We start from the raw sequence: 20,691 nt of genomic DNA, 5'->3' as shown, positions 1-20,691 counted from the left end.
TTTATTTGAATAATGATTGACCTTCCGACGGATAATGATTCTTGCCCATCCAATGAAGAATTGTATTAAAGACATCAGCAGTTCTAGCAGAGAAATCCGCGTTCAATGTTTTATTGGAAATAAGCGGAACCAACATATGTTCCCGTTGTAAAGAACCGTGAGAGCCTTTGTGTTCAGGTATTTCCCAAAAGTCGCGCAAGTCGTAACCTTTTTGTGCGCTTACAACAAAATCGCCTGCTCTTTTGCCGCGAAACAATTGTTCTATCTGCACCAAAGCATCGGGATAATTTGTATCGAAAGTTGATTCCAATGCTTCTCTCGAATCAATGGAATTAATTTTTCCTAAGCCAAGCGGGTCGTTCGTTTCAGGAGAATAACTATATTTTTCATTATCTTTAAAAATGATTGCTTTACCGTGTAAATTCTCTACAACAAAACTATTTTCCCTGTTCCCGCGATAAGTAATAAAATCAATGGCAGGTTCTTGCAGCAATGCTTTACGCCTGTCTTTTGTGAAATAATGCATCAACTCATTTTCTCTCAAACTATGACTGCCTCTGTGTTTCAGTAAATGAATACTTGCAAAAGAATTGCCCGAAACGGAAACGGAACATTTTGGATTCAAACGCCAGATAACAGGATAGCTGACCGATTTTAGTCCATGTTCCGTCATCCAATCGCTGAGGTCTAAATGTGTATGTGTGGGCGTTAATCCGTGGTCGGATGTAAGTATGAACAATGTATCATCCCAAAGATTTTTCTTTTCAAGAAATGCTCTTACTTCGCCAATACTTTCATCTGCAATTTTATAAGCGGCAATTGTTTTTTCATCTTGAATATGATAATAATGCGAATCCCAATCAACACTCGGGAAAACGGCAAAGAGAAAATCAAAATCTTTTCCGCTAAGCAGCAAATCCATAATGCGCGCGTGTCCCGTAATATCCACAGGATGATTTCTCTTGAAAAAATGCGCACGCATATACAACAAGGCTTTTCCTTTTTTGCCCAAATCATTTTCGGCTTTTACGCCGCGCGTAATCATGTTGTAGAGGTTGTATGACTGGTCAAAAATTTCTAACAACGTTGGTTTGTCCTGCGGCATATCTGTATTGAACAACCCTGCTTCGGGACCGCAATACGAGCGCATGGTATTTTTATTAAACCATCTTTTTCGTTTAAATTCTTCTTTATCAAACCAGCGAATGCCTGTAACATTCATGGTTCCGGGAAAATGCCCTGTGAGAAACGGCAAGTATGCAGGTCCGGTAGTTGATGGAAAACACGTGGTTGCTTTTCTGAATGTGCCTTCCTCTGTAATGCGTTTGATGTTCGGCAGCTCGCCTTTGTCTATTAATTTTTTTATCACGTCGATATGCGCGCCATCAACGAGATAATAAATCACTCTTCGTTTTTTCTTCATCCATTGCAGGACAATTCAACAGAGCAATACCCTACTCTAAAAGAAGTATTTTTTTCTAAAAATAATTAACGGCTTTTCCAAAGCGTATAGCCGAAACGAAGAGACAGAATATCCTGTTCAAGTTTAAAGTATTGCATACTTAGGCTTATTCTTTTTCCAATGTCCCATCCAACTTCCGGCGCGTATAAAAACCTCTCTTTTATATCATGGTTTTTAAAAGACATTCCTATTTGCATTGCAGCAAAAAAATGTTGCGTGGCAAAAATCTTTAACCCTGCCATTTGATAAAAAACAGGAACGGAATTAGCATTGGGATTTATTCCATAGTCAGCATACCAATTGTCCAATTTTGCCATCCCTGTTGTTGCAATAAAAGCCATGTTATCCGGAAGGTTTTTCAGAACTCTTACATCATAGCCCAAAAGCCTGAAGCCGATTGTATTGAAGTTGGGCAGCAATGCAGGCTGCAAAGACCATGACCTATCGGAACTGTTACTGCTTCTGACCGTTGTTTTTATCCAAGAGTCATTGCTTATTCCCAACTGCCATCCGATGCCATATTTTGTTTTGCCTGCGAAATGGTCGATATATCTTTTAAAAACGGGACCGCCGAAAAGGGAATACCTTTTTGCAAATCGCCAACTAAAGGACGGGCGAAATTCCAAGAGATAATTTATATCACTAATACTATTGTCATCAAATTTTGTTATGTGTAATATTCCGTGTTTTTCCCCATCTAAATATCTTGTTTCCCAAAACATTCCCCAGTTAAAAACTGTTGAAAAAATCATACGTTGATTAATCACAAAATCATGCCCCAATCCGAAACCAATATAACCTATGTGTTTAGTAAAGAAATTTGCGCCCGCCAAAATTGAAGTATATAATTTCCTGTTACCCAATTTTATCTCTGCATTTGTACTCATCATATCCGTGGCAAAAAAAGAAACAGCGGGGAAATATTTACTACCAGAAATATTAATAGCTCCTAAGCTATAACCATCCGAAGAATCGGAAATATTAATCAAACCTATCTGCAATCCTTTCAAGTGTTTCGCGTGATTAATAGCGCCAATTTGCACACCGTCTTCCTCGCCTTCCGTTTTATTTAATAAAGCTGCAAGCTGCAATCCACGTGCAGTATCGCCCACATAATTATGAATGCCTGCAAGCTGTACGCCGTTCAACGACTTCTCTATAATATTGACGGCTCCTGCAATCTGGATAATACTTCCATTGCCTTTGTTGTAATTAAAAACAGTTCCCGCTTCCAGGCCGTTTACACCATGCGAAGTGCCGCCAAACAAATGCAATGCAACATTTTTTTCGTACGTATTCTTTGTTTCCGAAGTTACCGGCGGCAGTTCCGGAACAGGCATTTGTCGAAGTGAAATAGTTTGTTTTTCGTCATCGATATTTTCTAAAGAAATTATTTTATCTGTATAAAAATCTTTGCTGATACATAAATAATTTATCGTTGTATCCAACGGAATTTTAATAATAAACTTTCCGTCTATATTCGTCTGAACCTTAGTTGTGGCAGGCATTGTATAAATAAATGCGTTATCAATTTTTTCTCCCGTAGAATCGTCCAAAACAATGCCTTCAATTATCCTGAATGCAGCTTTACGAATAACGATATATCCGTTTTCTTCCGTAAACAAAAATGAATGATGCAACATTTGCGCAAGCACCTTTTCAACGGTTTCATTCTTCACATCAATATTTACAGATTTAGCATCTTTAAAAATATCGGATTGATAAGAAAACAAAACATTGGTTTCATTAGAGAGTTTTTCCAACGCCTGCGGAACGGATAAATGATTAACCGAAAAATCTGCAACATGTTTCTTCAACAAGGTTTGTGCGTGAAGTTGTAAGCCAAACAGAACAGCAAGTACAGCGATGTATAATTGTTTCAAATGCGTATAAAATTTTAATGGCGGTAAAGTATAATTTTCCCTTGTGTTTTTCTGTATTTCAATCGTAATGTGCGGCATACAATTTCCAGTACATTGTCCAAAGGAAGATTGTTGAACGTAACCGTTATCGGAATATTTTCAAGACTGTCATTTTCCAGAACAATGTTTTGGTTATAACTATCGTTCAAAGCGTCGATTAGATTTTTCAACGGAGTGCTGTTGCAATTGAAAATTTTTGTTCGATAATATTGATACAATTTATCGGAAGCGATTGCTTTTACAAGCGGCGCATTATTGGTTATTTCCGTTTTTTCATTTGCGGACAACAATAATTCGCTGCCGTCTTTTTCTACTTTTACCTTGCCCGATTCCACCACTATTTCCGTATTTTCTTTATCCGATTTTATGTTGAAGGATGTACCAATGTCTTCAACGGACAAATCATTTACCGATACCTTAAACGGCATAGAAGCATTATGACGAACATTGAAAAATGCTTCGCCATGCAGCGTTACCCTTCTGTTTTTTCGGTTGAAATTTTTGGTATAAACAAGAGAAGAATTTTTGTTTAGTGTAATCTTAGAACCATCGGGCAATGTTGCAGAAACAATTTGTTTGCCCGAAGCAATCTTAATTTTTTGACTATTGGAATAATAATAAGCAATAGAAGCGATAAAAATAAACCCGATAAACATTGCCGCAACACTGAAAATTTTCCTGTATGAAACAGAAAATTTTCCGATTGAATATTGATTGATTTTTCTTTGAAAAATTTTCCATTCTCTGTCAAGATCAACAGTAATATTTTCTTTCTCGCTTTCTACCTGCTGCAAAATGAAACGCAAATCATCCACACGTTTTGCATTGGCTTTATCAGTATTCATCCACGACAAAACCGTTGCGTTTTGTTCTGCATCCAATTCGCCTAACAAATAGCTTACGAGCATTTCATCGTTTATATTTTCATCTTGATAATTCATTTGCCAAACAGCATTATTAAAATTAACGGAAGATATTCTTTCAGTTCCACTCGCAAAATTTTCAACGCTTTTGTAATTTGTTTTTCAACCGCTTTTATAGAAATACCGAGCCTTTCAGCGATTTCTTTATACTTCAGTTCTTCGAAGCGGCTCATGCAAAAAATAGTTGCGCATTGTTCGGGAAGCCTTTTTATTACATCATTTATTTTCTTGCGTAATTCTCTTTCCGTTGTTCGTTCATCAGATATAACAATATTTTCTTCATGTTTCATTTCTTTGAGATAAGCCGTTTTTACTTTGCCATGTTTTATATAATTCATGCACTCATTATGAATCGATTTATACAAATATGCAGACATTGAATATTCAATCGATATACTTTCTCTCTTTATCCATAATTTATAAAAAACCGTTTGTGCAATTTCTTTTGCCGCTTCTACGTCTTTCAAAAAAGTATTGGCATACGCTGACAGACTTTTAAAGTTTTCTTTAAAGAGTTGCTCAAACTCGTAGTCGCCTAATTGTATATATTGCTTATGTTCTATAAACAAATATCGTTTCTCTGATTAATAACAATTCAGGTTTCACTTACCCTACCTCAAATAAAAATAATATTTTCAATCAACAAATAAAAAAGCCCGCGACTTAAATCGTGGGCTTTTATTTAACATGAATTGAGGAAAGACTATCCCAAAGCTACGCGCTTAAAGCCTGTAACTTTCAAATCTTTTCCGAGATATGCTTCAACTGTTTTGCTGCCGTCTTTTACGAAAGGCTGTGCAAGCAAAGTGTTTTCTTTGAAGAAAGCATTTAATTTTCCTTCAGCGATTTTTGCAATCATTTCATCGGGTTTGCCTTCCATTTTCGGGTCAGCTTTCATAGTGTCAATGATAACGCTTCTTTCGCGTTCGATCGTTTCGGGCGTGATGCTGCTGGCATCTACTGCTAATGGATTCAACGCTGCAATTTGCATCGCCACATCTTTTCCGGCTTCAGCATTTGCTGCGCTCAAACCAACCAAAACGCCTAAACGATAAGCGCCATGAATATAAGAAGCAACATAAGGCGCTTCCAGTTTTTCAAAACGTGCAACAGCAATTTTCTCGCCGATGGCAGCCAATTTATCATTAATCAAATCTGCCACCTTAGCGCCGTTTACAGAAACCTCGTTCAATTCTTCCGCAGAATTTACATCATTTGCAACTGCAGCATCTGCAATGCTTTTAGCGAAAGCAACAAAATCTTCATTTTTAGATACGAAATCCGTTTCGCAAGAAATAGTTACAATGTAACCTTTCGTGTTGTCGCTATTGGTTTGTGCGATTACAACGCCTTCTTTCGCTTCGCGGTCGCTGCGTTTAGCGGCAACTTTCTGACCTTGCTTGCGCAACCAGTCGATAGCTGCTTCAAAATCGCCGTTGGCTTCTGTCAAGGCTTTGCGGCAATCCATCATACCGGCGCCGGTAGCCTGGCGTAATTTATTAATATCCTGTGCTGTAATAGTTACTGTTGACATAATTATTTTCCTTTAAAATTTGTGTTGATAAAATTAGACAAGAAGCCTGCAAAATTTACAGGCTTCTTATTTGATAATATTAATTTAAAGAGATTGGTTTATCTCTTTCCGCCTGCTTGCGTTCTACTGCGTCCGCCCGGAGTAGTTCTGCGTCTTGCGCCTGCCGGAGCATTATTGCCTTCCGAAGAACGGTTGTTGCGGCTGCGTCCACCTGCTTCTGCTTCTGCTTCTGCCTGAATGCGTGCTGCGCGAGCTTCGTTTTCGTTGCTTTCTGCAACTTCTTCGTCTTCGTCTTTAGAAGCCTGACGTTCTGCCAAACCTTCTGCGATTGCCGCTGTGATATAGTTTGTAATGATAGCAACGGATTTAGTTGCATCGTCATTTGAAGGAATTGCAAAATCGACTTTGTTCGGGTCGCAGTTGGTATCAACCATACCAAAGGTAGAAATTCCGAGACGCTTTGCTTCTGCTAACGCGATGTGCTCATGTCCGATGTCCACCAGAAACAAAGCTGCCGGAAGACGGCTCATTTGTGCGATACCACCTAACACTTTTTCCATTTTATCTTTATCGCGTGCCAATGTCAAACGTTCCTTCTTTGTAAGGCTTTCAGCGTTTACATCGTTCAACAATTTTTCGATGCTCTGCATTTTCTTCACGCTCTTGCGAACCGTGTTGAAGTTAGTAAGCATACCACCCAACCAACGTTCTGTTGCAAAAGGCATATTTACTTTTTTCGCACAGTCGGAAACAATTTCTTTCGCCTGTTTCTTCGTTGCTACGAACATGATTTTTTTACCGCTTTTTGCAATCTGTTTCAATGCTGCCGCCGCTTCCTGCAAATGGTCAACGGTTTTGTTAAGGTCTATAATATGAATACCTTTTTTCTCAGCGAAAATGTAAGGCAACATTTTCGGATTCCACTTCTTTTTAAGATGACCGAAGTGAACGCCGGCTTCAAGCAACTGCTGCTGTAAAGAAGTATTTTGTTCCATTGTTATTAGTTAATATTAAAATAGTTTTTAAAAATTGTTCATAGCTGATAGTTCATTGTTCATAGTAATACCCGATGAACTATCAGCCATGAACCAGAAAGATTAACGCTTGCTGAACTGGAAGCTGCGGCGAGCTTTTCTCTTACCGAATTTCTTACGTTCAACACCTTTTGCATTACGTGTAAGATAACCTTGTGCTTTTAATGCAGGACGATATTCTGCATCCAATTCAATCAAAGCGCGTGCAATACCGAGCTTTGCAGCTTCTGCCTGACCTTTGATTCCGCCTCCTGTTGCATTAATGGTTACATCAAATTTGTCCAAACCTTCAACGGTTTTCAAAGGAGCCTCAACTTGGTTTTGCAAATATGCAAGCGTGAAATATTGTTTATAATCTTTGCTGTTTATAACGATGTTGCCCGAACCGCGAGTTAAGAAAACGCGCGTTACCGCTTCTTTGCGGCGACCAACTGCATTTTTTTGATTTGTTGTTGCCATTCTTATTATTTTTTACCCCTTTAGGGGAATTGGGGTTTTAAAATTTTAATTCTTTTGGTTGTTGAGCTGAGTGCGGATGAACGTCGCCTGCATACACAAATAATTTACCAATCATTTTGCGACCCAATTTGTTCTTCGGAAGCATGCCTTTGATGGCTCTTTCCAAAACCACTTCGGGGCGGCGTTTCAGCAAGTCTTTTGCAACTTCTTCTTTTTTACCACCGGGATAACCGGAAAAGTTGATGTAAGTTTTTTGCTCCAGTTTGTTGCCGCTGAAAGTAACCTTGTCGGCATTGATGATGATAACGTAATCGCCGGTATCAACGTGCGGAGTGTAAGAAGCCTTGTTCTTACCACGCAGGATTGCAGCGATTCTCGCGCTGATGCGACCCACGGTTTGATTAGTACCGTCCACAACGTACCAATTGCGTTGTACGGTAGCCGCGTTTGCGTGCTTGGTTGTGAAATGTAATTTGCTCATTTTAATTTGTGTTTGTCCAACGCTATCCCGTTGGCATTAAAAAATTTTTGGACTGCAAAGGTGCAGCTAAAGTTTTGATATAACAAGCAAATACAGAATAAATTTTCATGTATGTTTTGTAATTAATTGATTTTCAATAAAATTTTTGTCATATAATTTTAAACTAAAAAGACTGAGCCTTTAAATTGCCCAGTCTTTTATAAAAAATATTGAAATAAAATATGCTTTTATATCAAATCATTATTATGCTTCAGCACTTTGGCTTCCACGTAAAAAATAATTTCTTCCGCGATATTTTTAGTTTGGTCGCCCACACGTTCTATTTTACGAATGGTCGAATAGATGTACAACAATTCATCAATTTCTTCGGGATGTTCTTGCAAATATTCTTTTGCAAACTTAGTCGAGTTGATATTGATTTCGTCAAGGTATTCATCGCGCTGAAAAATGCTTCTTGCAAGAATTGTATTTTCATTTTCAAACGCCGATAAAGCATCATCCAAAATGGAAAGCGATACATCCAGCATATCCAATACTTTGGATTGCTTCAACAGATTTTGCGAAAAGGGCTTGCCCGCATTAATCAAATATTTTGCAATACCTTCTGCAATATCGCCGATGCGTTCAAGGTTGTAATTTATTTTCAATACAGCCAGTACAAAACGTAAATCCACAGCCACAGGCGTTCTCAGCGCAAAAATATCTTCACAGTCGCGGTCTATTTTCAGCTCGTAACTGTTCACGCGTTTTTCTTTGACAATGACTTCGCGCGCCAAATCCTGGTCAAAATTGACAATGGCGTTCTTTGCTTTTTGCAACTGCTTGCGCACCAAAGTCCACATATTAATGACTTCTTCTTTGAGGTGCTGTATTTCTGATTCTATGGGAGCTGCCATGTTTTTTAATTAAGAATTAAAAATTAGTAATTAATAATTGAAACCATCATTTGCACATTTGCATATTATCGCATTTGCACATTAACTGAATCTTCCTGTGATATAATTCTGTGTACGCTCGTCTTTCGGGTTGGTAAACATCTGGTTTGTTTCATCGTATTCCACCAATTCGCCGAGATAAAAGAAAGCTGTTTTATCGCTTACGCGCGCAGCCTGCTGCATATTGTGCGTTACGATAATGAGTGTGTAATTTTTTTTCAGTTCAATAAATAATTCTTCCACAGTTGCCGTTGAAATCGGGTCAAGCGCAGAGGTCGGCTCGTCGAACAACAACACTTCGGGCTGCATGGCAACTGCACGTGCAATACACAAACGTTGCTGCTGCCCGCCGGAAAGGAAAGTTCCTTTCTTCATCAAAGAGTCTTTTACTTCTTTCCACAAAGCCACTTTGGTCAAAGATTCTTCTACAATCTTATCTCTTTCGCTTTTCGGCAACTTTATTCCATTCAATTTATAACCTGCAATTACATTGTCGTAAATGCTTAGGTTCGGAAACGGATTCGGTCTCTGAAAAACCATGCCTATTTTTAAGCGCACCACTATCGGATGCAGAGCCATTACGTCTTCGCCGTTCAACAAAATTTGTCCGTCGGCGTGCGCACCCGGCGTCATTTCGTGCATACGGTTGATGCCGCGCAAAAAAGTGGTCTTTCCGCAACCGGAAGGTCCCATCAATGCTACTACATGGTTTTTAGGCACCTCAATATTTATATTCTTGATAACATGATTATCGCCGTAATAAGAATTATAATTAACAGTTTTGATTATAGTTGTACTTTCCATCTGCGTGTAATAAGTTTAGTCAGAGTATTTAAGGCTAAAACAAAAATCAATAGAACCAATGAAGCACCCCAAGCCAGATTTTGCCAATCGGTGTAAGGGCTTGTCGCGTAATTGAAAATCAGCAAAGGCAGGCTTTGCATAGGTTTCAAAAGATTTGTAGTGATAAACGGATTACCAAATGCTGTAAACAACAACGGAGCGGTTTCGCCCGCCACACGCGCCACCGAAAGCATCACACCCGAAAGTATTCCGCTGAAACCGGTAGGAATAATTACTTTCATAATCACTCTCTGGAAAGGCATACCCAAAGCGTAAGCCGCTTCTTTTAATGTATCGGGAATGAGCTTTAAGGTTTCTTCCGTAGAACGAATGATAATCGGCAGCATCATAATCGCAAGCGCCACGCTCCCCGAAAGCGCCGTGTGCCCGCCAAACGGAAGCACCAGCCACAAATAGCCGATAATACCGATAACAATGGACGGAATACCTTGCAATACATCTACACAAATACTTGCCCAGTAAGCCAGCTTGCTTTTTTTATTTTCATTCAAATAAATGCCACAAATAATGCCAATAGGCACGGCAATGACGCTTGCCAGCAAAATAATCATTGCTGTTCCAATAAGCGCATTTGCAATACCGCCGCCCGGCTCGCCCACAGGCTTTGGAATATTTACCAAAAAATTCCAGTTAATGGCGCCGATGCCTGCTTTAATAATGTAGAGCAAGATAAAAACCAGAGGCAACACACAAGCGCCTGAAAGTGCAATAATCAGCCAGTTCATGCCTTTGCTTTTGGCTATTCTGAAATTCAGTTTCGTCTTCATGGTTTAGTTGTTTTTTGTTACTCGCTTAATTACCGCTTTACCAATCAGATTAATCACAAATGTTACCAGGAATAAAAACAATCCCATTTCTATCAATGCCGAAATGTAGATGGGGTCTGCCGCCGCGCCAAATTCGTTGGCAATTACGCTCGCCATTGTATTACCAGTGGAGAAAATGCTTGTTGGTATTTCGCTTGAGTTACCGATAACCATTGTTACCGCCATTGTTTCTCCGATAGCACGACCAAGTGATAATAAAATACCGGCGAATAATCCTGATTTTGAATAAGGTAAAATCACGTCGCGCAGTACTTCCCAGCGTGTCGCGCCCAAAGCATAAGCGCCTTCTTTCAAATGCGAGGGCACCATTCTAATCATCGTAGTTCCAAGCGATGCAGCATAAGGAATGACCATTATTGCCAATACAAGCGACGATGAAAAAATGCCCAGTCCGTTTGGCGCCACGCCAATTTTTAATTCAAAAGTCCTTACCATTGGCACTAATACGAAAAAGCCCCAGAAACCAAAGATTACCGAAGGTACGGCAGCAATCAAATCAATAGTGCTGCGCATAAAGTTGGAGAAACCACCTTTCGGAAAATATTCTCCCAATAAAATAGCCACCGCAATCGAAAACGGTATGGATATCAACAATCCTAAAAAAGAAGTAATTAATGTTCCTAACAAAAACGGTAATGCACCAAACACATTGGTTACGGGATTCCATGTAGATGTCCAGAAAAATTTCAGTCCGAGCGCTTTCAAAGCAGGAATAGACTGCCATACCAGCGTAATCAATATTGCACCTACCACCAAAATGAGCAGCAAGCCTGCAATACCCAATATGCCTTTAAAAATTTTTTCGCCCCTGATATGATTGGATGAACGTCTTACCTGTTTGGTTTTTCGCGCGGTTGCCACTTCGTGAAGCGTTGTTGCAACGCCGCCATTTAATGTTTGTGCTATATTTCCTGCTGCTTCCATAATTTCTTCCATTAATTCAAGGTCAAAAGTAATATTGCAGTATTACCAAATTGTTAAGTAATCGAAATGACAACGATAATAACCTAAAAATAAAATGCCCGCAATGCGATATATACAACACCGCAAAAAGGGCATTTTATTCCTTTCTTATTGAACAAATTATTTTAGAATAGCCTGTCCTTTGTAAGTGATAGATTTCAGTAATGCTTCATCAACACTTACAGCAGCAGAAGACAACGGTGCATAGTACAATGAAGCGCCGTATTGCTGACCGGAATGAACCATCCAGTTTACAAGATTTACCAATTGTTCTGCCTGCGCTTGCGTACGAGAGCCATAACCTTGCTCTTGATACAACAATACCCATGAGAAACCTGAAATCGGATAACCGTCCGGAGCATCTGTATTTGTAATCCAAACTTTACCGTCGGCAGGAATTGTGATGTTTGCCGCAGCCGTTACACTTTCAGGAGTCGGAACGATGAAGTTGCCCGATTTGTTCTGCACTTTACCATAAGCAATATTATTCTGAATAGCGTAAGCTAACTCGATATAACCGATACCGCCCGGAGTTTGTTTTACAATGCCCGAAACACCTTCGTTACCTTTTCCGCCAACGCCTGCGGGCCAATTAACGGAAGTACTTGTACCTACTTTTGAATGCCATTCAGGACTTACTTTATCCAAGAAAGATGTGAAGATAGCAGATGTGCCGCTTCCATCTGAACGATGTGCTACCAAGATTGCAGTTGAAGGCAATTTCACGCCGGGATTTGCAGCAGCAATTGCAGGGTCGTTCCATTTAGTAATTTTACCCAAATAAATGTTTGCCAACACTTCCGGTGTAAATTTCAATGTATCTTTTACATCAGGTAAGTTGTAGCTCACAACTACTGCACCTGCTGTAATAGGAATGTGAATCACAGTTGCTCCGGCGGTTGAATCTTGCTTGCCGGTCATTGGCGCATCAGAAGCTCCGAAATCAACGGTTTTACCTGTCAATTGAGAAATACCTGCACCGGAACCAACAGACTGGTAGTTGATTTGGGTTTTGGTAGAATCGTAATACGCAGCAAACATTTTTGAAAATAAAGGCTGGTCAAACGAACTTCCTGCGCCTACAACCGCTTCGGAAGCAGAAGAAGTACTGTCTGAACCATTTCCTGCTCCGCCACCGTTACAAGAAGTTAAACTTGCATTTAAAGCAATAGCCGTGGCAGCAAGCGCACCGAATTTTAAAATACTCTTTTTCATTTTTTATTTTTGTTTTAGTTGTTCAAAAAATTTATTTACCGAATGTATAATAGAAGGTTATGCGATAAGCTAAATCATAATCGCCGTTTGCTTTATCTGCAAGAGAACCATTAAGCGCTGTATTCTGTGTTGAACCTAATTGCGTTTTATAATGATTGTACCAAACGTTCGGTTCGATATGCACATTTTTAGCAGGGGAAAAATCCAAGCCGGCAGTAATGAAGTTTTGCGTATAAGTCTCATCGCCGGTAGCCGTAGTGCCATTGAAAGAATTATCATTATAGTTACCCGTGTTGAATACATATTTGCTGTATAAGCTGTTGTTTACAACATTCGTAGGCGTATAATGGTCATAACGAGCGAAGAAGCGCAATTTGTTTTTTACGATATCTCCATGGATGTATGCAGAAATACCCTTCGCTTTGTTGTCAAGCACTTCGTACGGCGAGCCGCTTGTAGGCGCTTCCGTATAATAGGCATAAGCATCTTGCTTCAAATTATTGATAAATCCTTCCACACCAATTGTTAATGGTGCTGTATTATACGCGATATATCCTTTAAACATTTGGCGGGAATGATGCCATGTAGGAGTCCAGTTGAGTCTTTCATAATCGCCGTAAATATCTGCGACCAATTTCTGGTTAAAGAATTTTGCCCATAAATCGCCGTAAAACCATTTATTGCCATCATTTTCAGGTTTTGCACTCGTTCCGTCTGCCATCAAGAGGTCATAACCATAATTTTTAGTTTTCGGGTCAAATGTTCCTTGCAGGCCAACACCCAAATCGTAAGATGGCGTGCGGCGGATATCGGCTATGGTTCTTTCAATATTACGGTAGTTCCATATTTTTTCCGTTAAGCCCGGAAACGCAGGCGTAGCCTGCTGCCCGATAACTAAATCCGTTCCTCTCCAAATATTTTTGATTCTTAAATCAGCCAGTTTAATGTAAAAAGAAAGTTTACCGTTTGACAATTCATCGCCGCTTTGAGCAGAGGAGGGAGAGCCTTGACCTGCCGGAAAATTGTCCTCTGCCGCCAATAACAACTCTGTAGAGAACTTCTTATTAATATTAAAATCATAACCAATGTAAATACGGCGAATCTGGAAAGCATTTCTATTTTTCGGGATGCCCGTATATTGGTTGGCATTACCGCGATCCAAAGCGTCTGCGTGAGCTTTGTAATAATAATCGCCGAATGTGTAGCCCCATAAGTGTCCGGTCATCGGCGTTCCAGCGTTGAATGCGGAGTCCGAATTGAAAAGATACTGGGCGCTAAGCGAATGTGTTCCCATCAGGGAAATAAACAGCAACAAAAGGCTGTAAAATAGTTTTCTCATTTGTGATTTTAATTATGCAGCAAAGAAACTTGCACCTTATTATTTCAATATTACCGTAACGTTAAGTTAATGTTACCTACCCTGAAACACCCTCCGTTATTGTATTTAAAGAGTTTATATTTCTTTAACTTTTTAATTTTTTACTTTTGAGTTCCATTATTGCATAATAATTATTATCCAGTTGTCAGGCATTTACATACATATTCCTTATTGCAAAAAAGCTTGTCATTACTGCAATTTCCATTTTTCCACTACCCGGTATAATTCGGCAGAAATGATGAATTGCATAAGACAGGAAATTGATTTACGAAAAAATCGTATTGATGATGAAGTTGAAACCATTTACTTCGGTGGCGGCACACCATCTATAATTAATGCAGATGAACTGGAAAAAATCGTTGATAAAATCAAGAAAAATTTTCCTGTTTCGGATAATGCAGAAATCACTTTAGAGTCAAATCCGGATGATATCAATAAAGAAAAATTATTGCAATGGAAAAGCATTGGCATCAATCGTTTAAGCATTGGCACACAATCTTTTTGCGAAGAAGATTTGCAATGGATGAACCGTGCGCATAGTGCCACACAAGCATTTCAAAGCATTGTACTGGCACAGGAAAATGGCTTTCTAAATATTTCGGCAGATTTAATTTATGGAACGCCAATGCTGACAGATGAACTTTGGAGAAATAATTTGCAAAAAATAACCGAGCTGAACATTCCACACCTTTCAGCGTATGCTTTAACCGTCGAGCCCAAAACTGCTTTGCATAAAATGATTGAAAAACACAAAACGCCCGATATTGATTTGGAAAAACAAGTACGGCACTTTGATATTCTAATGCAATGGGCTACACAAAATAATTTTGAACATTACGAAATTTCCAATTTTGCAAAACAGGGTTTTCGCAGCCGCCACAACAGCAGTTATTGGCAAGGAAAACGTTATCTCGGCATCGGACCGTCGGCGCACTCCTTCAACGGAAATGCGCGCCAATGGAACATTGCAAATAATGCACTTTACATACAATCTTTAAAAAGCAATCAGTTAAATTTTGAAGAAGAAATTCTTTCGGGTGAAAATAAACTGAATGAATTGATTATGATTTCGCTGCGAACAATCGAAGGAATTGATTTGGGAAAAATAGAAACAGATTTCAGCTTCGAGCATAAAATCAGGTTAGAAATAATTGCGAAAAAATTTCTCAATAAGAAAATGCTTGCACTTCAAAACAATCATCTCACACTTACCAATCGCGGAAAACATTATGCAGATGGCATTGCTGCAGATTTGTTTGTGTAAAATTATTTACCAATGCGATAAATAACAAGCATTCATTATCCGTTAATGATTTTCTTTTTAAGAATTATTTAATCTTTATACCAAACTCTAAACATTATTTTTGTCAAAGCTGCTCAATATCAGCTGCTGATGCAATCAATAACTTCATACAATTTTCGTCATAAATTATGGGTCAGTTTTTTACTGATTGGCTTTATAGCAATTCTATGCGCACATCTTTTTATAGTACCAAACAAATTCGGAATTAACAACACGCTAAACACAAGTTTCGTTTGGGAAATATTCAACAAGCGTACAACATCTGACAACTCAAACAATACTATTCAAAATAAAAATCACAAACCGCTGAAGTTTAGAATCAACAAGCATTTTCAAACGGAGAAACTGGTTTTTATTCTTCTTTTATCAACAAGATTTTCCTGTTTCAATACCACCTTACCCAAGCCGCTCTATTATTACAGCAATCATTTTGTTTCTTCATTTTTATACATCTGTAAAGGACGCGCGCCGCCTGTAATTGCTTAATTTTCTTGACTCTTTTTAATCTGAGCTTTTCATTTTTTTAAATGATGTGTTGAGTTGTTGTGCATCGCCATACACAACCTTCACGGATTAATTCATTTCACGAATTTTCTATACAAAAATTACAGTTATATGCAACCTTTTCATCAAAGGAAGGTCGCTTTGATTGTGTGTGTTTTGCTTGGATTTTTATATCCAAATTTTTCGCGCGCGCAAAGCAATCAATCAACTTATTCATTACAGCAACTTATTGAAGTTGCAGAAAAATATACACCCGCAATAAGGCAAAGCGAAGCATTCGCAAATGCAGCAACGGCACATATTACAGACGTTAAGCACGAACAATTGCCTTTTGTAAAATTCAATGCGCAGGCATCGCTCGGCAGCGCCAATGCTGTGAACGGCACCTATTTTCCAATGGGCGTTGTTCCGTCAACTTCAGGCAGCATTACCAACCGGCAAAACTACAATGCAACGATTGGAGATTTAGCATCCGTTTATTCCGAGTACGACATTTATAATTTCGGATTGAACAAAGCAAAAAATGAAAATGCGCAAGCCGAAGCATCCCTCGCAAATGCAGCTTTAGCAAAAGATAAATACCAATTAAAAATAGAACTGGCAAAGTTGTATTTCAATATTTTGACTTATCAAAATCTTCAAAGAATAGATAAACAAAATGTAAAAAGATATGCAACAATCGACACCATTATTCAATCACTCGCACGCGCAGGAATCAAGCCCGGTGCAGATTTGTCGCAGGCAAATGCAGAACTGGCAAAAGCAAAAATTCAACTAAACAGAACTAATGCGCAATTGAAAGAAGCTTTGCAAACATTATCCACTTACACAGGTATTTCTCTTGATTCATCAAATATCAATAACCGCATTTTAGATTCCGAAGTAGTGTTCAACAATCTTCAATACGATTCAACAGAAGCCAATAATCCTATGCTTGACTTTTATAAAAGCAACAATGATTATCTCGCTACCAACGCCAAACTTTTAAAGAAAAGTTACTTACCGAAATTTACTTTAATCGGCAGCGTTTGGGGACGCGCAAGCAGCTATGCGGGCAGCAATCAATTCAACGCAATCGGCACAGGGCTTGGATTTCAGCGATACAACTATGCTGCGGGTATTGCATTTGTTTATGATTTCATGGATGGCTTACACAAAAAAGACAAGCTCACGGAATACAAGTACGAATTGAAAGCCGGGCAAGAAGCATACAATCAGCAAAAATTAAATTTTGACGAAGCCAATGCACAAGCCGATTTGCAATTAAAATTAGTTATGGATAATCTGCAACAATTGTCTGTTCAAAAGAAATCGGCGCACGCAGTTTATGCCGATAAAGAAGCACAATACAAAGCAGGAATGGTTACATTAATCGATTTGACCAATGCAAGTTTTGTGTTGTATCGTTCGCAGGTTGATTATCTCGACGCTATTGACGACTGGTATGCTGCAAGTCTCTCAAAAGCAATAGCCACGGGCAATCTGGACAATTTTATTCAATCAGTAAAATAAAAAAATTATGTTACGAGCCGCATTAAAAAGACCGGTAACAACCATCGTAATTTTCGGTGGATTGTTGCTCTTTTCCATCATTGCGCTTCTCAATATTCCCATTGATATTTTTCCGAAATTAAATCTTCCGACTATTTATGTAATCGAATCTTACGGCGGTATGTCGGCGAAACAAATGGAAGGTTTTTTTGCTACGCGAATGCAAGACCAGTTTTTGTATATCAACGGCATTAAAAATATTGAAAGCAAAAACATTCAGGGCTTAACGCTCATCAAGCTTTCTTTTTACGAAAGCACCAATATGGCGGAGGCCTCAGCAGAAGTGGCTTTGCAGGTAAACAGGTGTTCCAAATTTTTTCCCGCAGGCGCGTTGCCGCCGCAGGTAATTCGTTTTGATGCATCGTCTTTGCCTGTGGGTCAATTGGTTTTCAGCAGCAAAACAAAATCGCTGAAAGAAATTTATGATGTGGCTTCAACCCGCATCAGACCCATGTTTGCGACCATTCCGGGACTTTCCGCTCCACCACCTTTCGGTGCAAACTCAAGAACAGTCGTAGTAAATATTGACCCCGTAAAATTGCGTTCGTTCAACATTTCTCCCGAACAAGTCGTAGATGCTATTGCAAAGAACAATACGATGACACCTTCGGGAAACATTCGCATCGACAGCATGATGTATCTCACCACAGAAAATTCTTTGGAGCAAAATGTAAAAGATTTTGAAAACATTCCTTTGAAAACAAGCGGCAACAACGCAGTGTTTGTGCATGATGTAGGTTCTGTGGAAGATGCATCGGATATTACGGTTGATTACGCGTTGGTTAATGGCAAGCGTTCTGTGTATATTCCTGTGGTAAAAACAGCCGATGCTTCTACTTGGTCAGTCGTGCAGAATTTAAAATCCAAATTGCAGGATATGAAAAATCTTTTGCCCGATGATGTGGACGTGAGTTACGAATTTGACCAATCGGTTTTTGTGATGAACTCCGTAAAAAGCTTAATGTCCGAAGGCATTATCGGCGCTATCCTTACAGGCTTGATGGTATTGCTTTTCCTGCGCGATTGGCGAAGCAGCATTGTGGTAATTATCACAATTCCTGTTGCTATTTTAAGCGCCATTTTATTCCTGAATTTATTCGGTCAAACGATTAATATGATGACGTTAAGCGGACTTGCTTTAGCGATTGGAATATTGGTGGACCAAGCGACCGTAACCATTGAAAACATTCATCAGCATTTGGAAATGGGCAAAGATAAAAAGCATGCCATACTCGATGCGTGTACAGAAATTTCTTTTCCCTTGTTATTGATTTTGTTGTGCATTCTCGCGGTGTTTGCGCCGAGTTTTATTATGACAGGCGTGCCGAAAGCCATGTTCTTACCATTGTCTTTATCCATCGGTTTTGCGATGATTATTTCATACATAGCTGCACAAACTTTAGTGCCGGTAATTTCAAACTGGTTGCTAAAAGCTGATAAGTTCAAAGCTCATGCTCATGCAGGTTTGGCACTGAATCAAAATGAAGTAAATGAAATAAACTCGCATGATGAACATCAGAAAAATCATAAAAAAGAAACCGGTTTCTTCACGAGAATGAAGCAACGTTTGGAACAATGGCTGAACAATCAGATGCCGAGAAGAAAGCTGATTGTATGCCTTTATCTCGTTCTTGCATTCGGTGGAGCTGCAGCGTGTTTTATGATTATCGGGAAAGATTTATTACCGAAATCAAACAGCGGGCAATTGCAAATTCGCATCAAAGAACCTGATGGAACAAGGCTTTCAAAGACAGAGAGCGCTATGCGCGGCGTGTTGCAGATTGTGGATTCTACCGTGAAAGGAAATCTTGATATATCATCGGCTTACGTGGGAATTGTGCCGAGCAGCTATGGAACGAGCAACTTATATGTTTTTAATGCAGGAACAAATGAAGGCGTAGTGCAACTTGAAATCAATAAAGATTACAAAGTAAATTTGGATGATTTGAAAGATGAAATCAGAAAGAATGTTGCAAAAATTTATCCTAAACTAAATATTTCGTTTGAGCCTATTGAGCTTACGGAAAAGATTATGGCACAAGGCGCATCCAACCCGATCGAAGTAAGAGTTGCAGGAAAGAATTTTGATACCATTGAACATTATGCAACGCGCCTTGTAAATGAGATGAAGCAAATTCCTTACCTGCGCGATATACAGATACAACAGCCTTTGCATTTTCCTACCATTAAAATTAATATTGACAGATTTAAACTCGCACAAATGGGTGTAACGCTCGACCAGGCTGCGCAAAGCATTACAGATGCAACTTCATCGAGCCGTTTCACACAAAAGATTTTATGGTTAGACGAAAACAATTCTTACACTTATCAGGTGCAAGCACAAGTTCCGATTGATATAATGAATTCAGTTGACGAGCTGAAAAGTATTCCGCTGATTCCGGGACAACCTCGCCCGATACTTTCGGATGTTGCAACTTTCTCCCAGTCATCCGAACCGGGAGAATACGACCGGTCCGGTCCGAGAAGATTTGTAACCGTTGGCGCAAACATTTATAAAAAAGATTTAGGTTCGGCTACAAGTGCCGTCAAAAAAGCAGTTGCGCAATTAGGTACACTTCCAAAAGGTTTGATTTGCGAAGTAAAAGGCACTTCTGTTTTGCTCACGGAAACATTAAATTCATTGCAGGTCGGTTTGCTGGCAGCAATTGTTATTATTCTGTTGTTACTCGCTGCAAATTATCAGTCTTTCGGATTGGCGTTGGCTGTAATGTCCACTGTGCCTGCAGTTATCTTAGGCGCGTTGCTTCTGTTGTTGCTTACAGGTTCAACCCTCAATCTTCAATCGTATATGGGTTTGATAATGTCGGTTGGCGTTTCTGTTGCCAACGCCATTCTAATTATTACCAATGCGGAAGCGTTAAGAATAGAATATCGCAATCCCTTCAAAGCATCGTCAACTGCGGCTTCCGTAAGATTGCGTCCGATATTGATGACTTCTATCGCAATGGTTGTAGGAATGATTCCGATGGCAAGCGGACTTGGCGAATCGGGCGACCAGTCTGCGCCTTTAGGTCGCGCCGTAATTGGCGGATTGATTGCATCAACATTTGCAGCATTGTTCATTGCGCCGTTGGTGTATGCGTGGGTTCAACAGAAAAGAACGTTCAACCATCCGTCGCTTTTGCCGGAAGATGAGCCGAACCATCAGTTTTATGAAGAAGAAATACAAGCAAGGCAAATGGATTAAAATACAGTATTCATCAATGTTTCAGACAATAATTAAACAATAAATCTTTTATCATGAAATAAGCCGGAAAAATTGTGCATATCCAAAGTAATGATTATTCCGGCGAAACGGAGTTCGGCAAAGCCAAT

Annotated in this window: 17 protein-coding genes; 3 read left to right on the top strand and 14 right to left on the bottom strand. The window is 39.3% G+C overall.

What is annotated here, in order from left to right; translation table 11 throughout:
• Window position 1: 1 nt before the first annotated feature.
• The 14 genes from A9P82_RS13870 to A9P82_RS13805 all read right to left on the bottom strand — a co-directional run bounded on the left by A9P82_RS13870 (window position 2) and on the right by A9P82_RS13805 (window position 13,958).
• Window positions 2–1,423 carry an alkaline phosphatase family protein gene (locus A9P82_RS13870; protein WP_066208806.1) on the bottom strand — a complete coding sequence of 474 codons (1,422 nt, stop codon included), beginning with the start codon at window positions 1,421–1,423 and terminating at the stop codon, window positions 2–4.
• A gap of 65 nt (window positions 1,424–1,488) precedes the next feature.
• Entirely contained in the window at window positions 1,489–3,423 is a 1,935-nt protein-coding gene (locus tag A9P82_RS13865) for an STN and carboxypeptidase regulatory-like domain-containing protein (RefSeq protein ID WP_066208804.1), read from the bottom strand.
• Window positions 3,360–4,325 (bottom strand): FecR family protein, encoded by a 966-nt coding sequence (locus tag A9P82_RS13860; RefSeq protein ID WP_066208803.1) that lies wholly within the window; start codon window positions 4,323–4,325, stop codon window positions 3,360–3,362. The genes A9P82_RS13865 and A9P82_RS13860 overlap by 64 nt, the downstream gene beginning before the upstream one ends.
• A complete protein-coding gene (locus A9P82_RS13855; protein WP_066208801.1) occupies window positions 4,322–4,876 on the bottom strand; it encodes an RNA polymerase sigma-70 factor in 555 nt (184 codons plus the stop codon). Before A9P82_RS13855 ends, A9P82_RS13860 begins: the two co-directional genes overlap by 4 nt.
• Before the next feature lie 134 nt (window positions 4,877–5,010).
• Window positions 5,011–5,841 (bottom strand): translation elongation factor Ts, encoded by an 831-nt coding sequence (gene tsf, locus A9P82_RS13850; protein WP_066208799.1) that lies wholly within the window; start codon window positions 5,839–5,841, stop codon window positions 5,011–5,013.
• A gap of 98 nt (window positions 5,842–5,939) precedes the next feature.
• Entirely contained in the window at window positions 5,940–6,836 is an 897-nt protein-coding gene (gene rpsB / locus A9P82_RS13845) for a 30S ribosomal protein S2 (protein ID WP_066208797.1), read from the bottom strand.
• A gap of 102 nt (window positions 6,837–6,938) precedes the next feature.
• Window positions 6,939–7,334 (bottom strand): 30S ribosomal protein S9, encoded by a 396-nt coding sequence (gene rpsI / locus A9P82_RS13840; protein WP_066208793.1) that lies wholly within the window; start codon window positions 7,332–7,334, stop codon window positions 6,939–6,941.
• A 37-nt stretch (window positions 7,335–7,371) separates the two neighbouring features.
• Window positions 7,372–7,815, bottom strand: a complete 444-nt coding sequence (rplM, locus tag A9P82_RS13835) for a 50S ribosomal protein L13 (RefSeq protein ID WP_066208791.1) — start codon at window positions 7,813–7,815, stop codon at window positions 7,372–7,374.
• A gap of 227 nt (window positions 7,816–8,042) precedes the next feature.
• The gene (gene phoU / locus A9P82_RS13830) at window positions 8,043–8,711 is read right to left on the bottom strand and encodes a phosphate signaling complex protein PhoU (protein ID WP_066208789.1); all 669 of its coding nucleotides are present in this window, start codon (window positions 8,709–8,711) and stop codon (window positions 8,043–8,045) included.
• Between the two features lie 81 nt (window positions 8,712–8,792).
• Complete coding sequence (pstB, locus tag A9P82_RS13825; RefSeq protein WP_066208787.1) at window positions 8,793–9,554, bottom strand: phosphate ABC transporter ATP-binding protein PstB; 762 nt, start codon at window positions 9,552–9,554, stop codon at window positions 8,793–8,795.
• Entirely contained in the window at window positions 9,536–10,381 is an 846-nt protein-coding gene (gene pstA, locus A9P82_RS13820) for a phosphate ABC transporter permease PstA (protein WP_066208785.1), read from the bottom strand. The genes pstB and pstA overlap by 19 nt, the downstream gene beginning before the upstream one ends.
• 3 nt (window positions 10,382–10,384) lie before the next feature.
• A complete protein-coding gene (pstC, locus tag A9P82_RS13815; protein ID WP_082915421.1) occupies window positions 10,385–11,365 on the bottom strand; it encodes a phosphate ABC transporter permease subunit PstC in 981 nt (326 codons plus the stop codon).
• A gap of 159 nt (window positions 11,366–11,524) precedes the next feature.
• Entirely contained in the window at window positions 11,525–12,619 is a 1,095-nt protein-coding gene (pstS, locus tag A9P82_RS13810; RefSeq protein WP_066208784.1) for a phosphate ABC transporter substrate-binding protein PstS, read from the bottom strand.
• Window positions 12,620–12,650: 31 nt separating this feature from the next.
• Window positions 12,651–13,958 (bottom strand): hypothetical protein, encoded by a 1,308-nt coding sequence (locus A9P82_RS13805; protein WP_066208783.1) that lies wholly within the window; start codon window positions 13,956–13,958, stop codon window positions 12,651–12,653.
• Between the two features lie 181 nt (window positions 13,959–14,139).
• On the opposite strand from A9P82_RS13805, the gene hemW reads away from it, so the two are divergent.
• From hemW to A9P82_RS13785, 3 genes are all read left to right on the top strand, one after another.
• On the top strand, window positions 14,140–15,261 hold the full coding sequence (gene hemW / locus A9P82_RS13800) for a radical SAM family heme chaperone HemW (protein WP_066208781.1): 1,122 nt from the start codon (window positions 14,140–14,142) through the stop codon (window positions 15,259–15,261).
• 654 nt (window positions 15,262–15,915) lie between these two features.
• Entirely contained in the window at window positions 15,916–17,316 is a 1,401-nt protein-coding gene (locus A9P82_RS13790; RefSeq protein WP_066208774.1) for a TolC family protein, read from the top strand.
• A 7-nt stretch (window positions 17,317–17,323) separates the two neighbouring features.
• The gene (locus tag A9P82_RS13785; protein ID WP_066208772.1) at window positions 17,324–20,563 is read left to right on the top strand and encodes an efflux RND transporter permease subunit; all 3,240 of its coding nucleotides are present in this window, start codon (window positions 17,324–17,326) and stop codon (window positions 20,561–20,563) included.
• Window positions 20,564–20,691 lie beyond the last annotated feature (128 nt).

The organism is Arachidicoccus sp. BS20 (assembly GCF_001659705.1).
GTDB lineage: Bacteria > Bacteroidota > Bacteroidia > Chitinophagales > Chitinophagaceae > Arachidicoccus.
The sequence above is the reverse complement of the archived record's forward strand: the minus strand, read 5'-3'. Positions and strand labels throughout refer to the sequence as shown.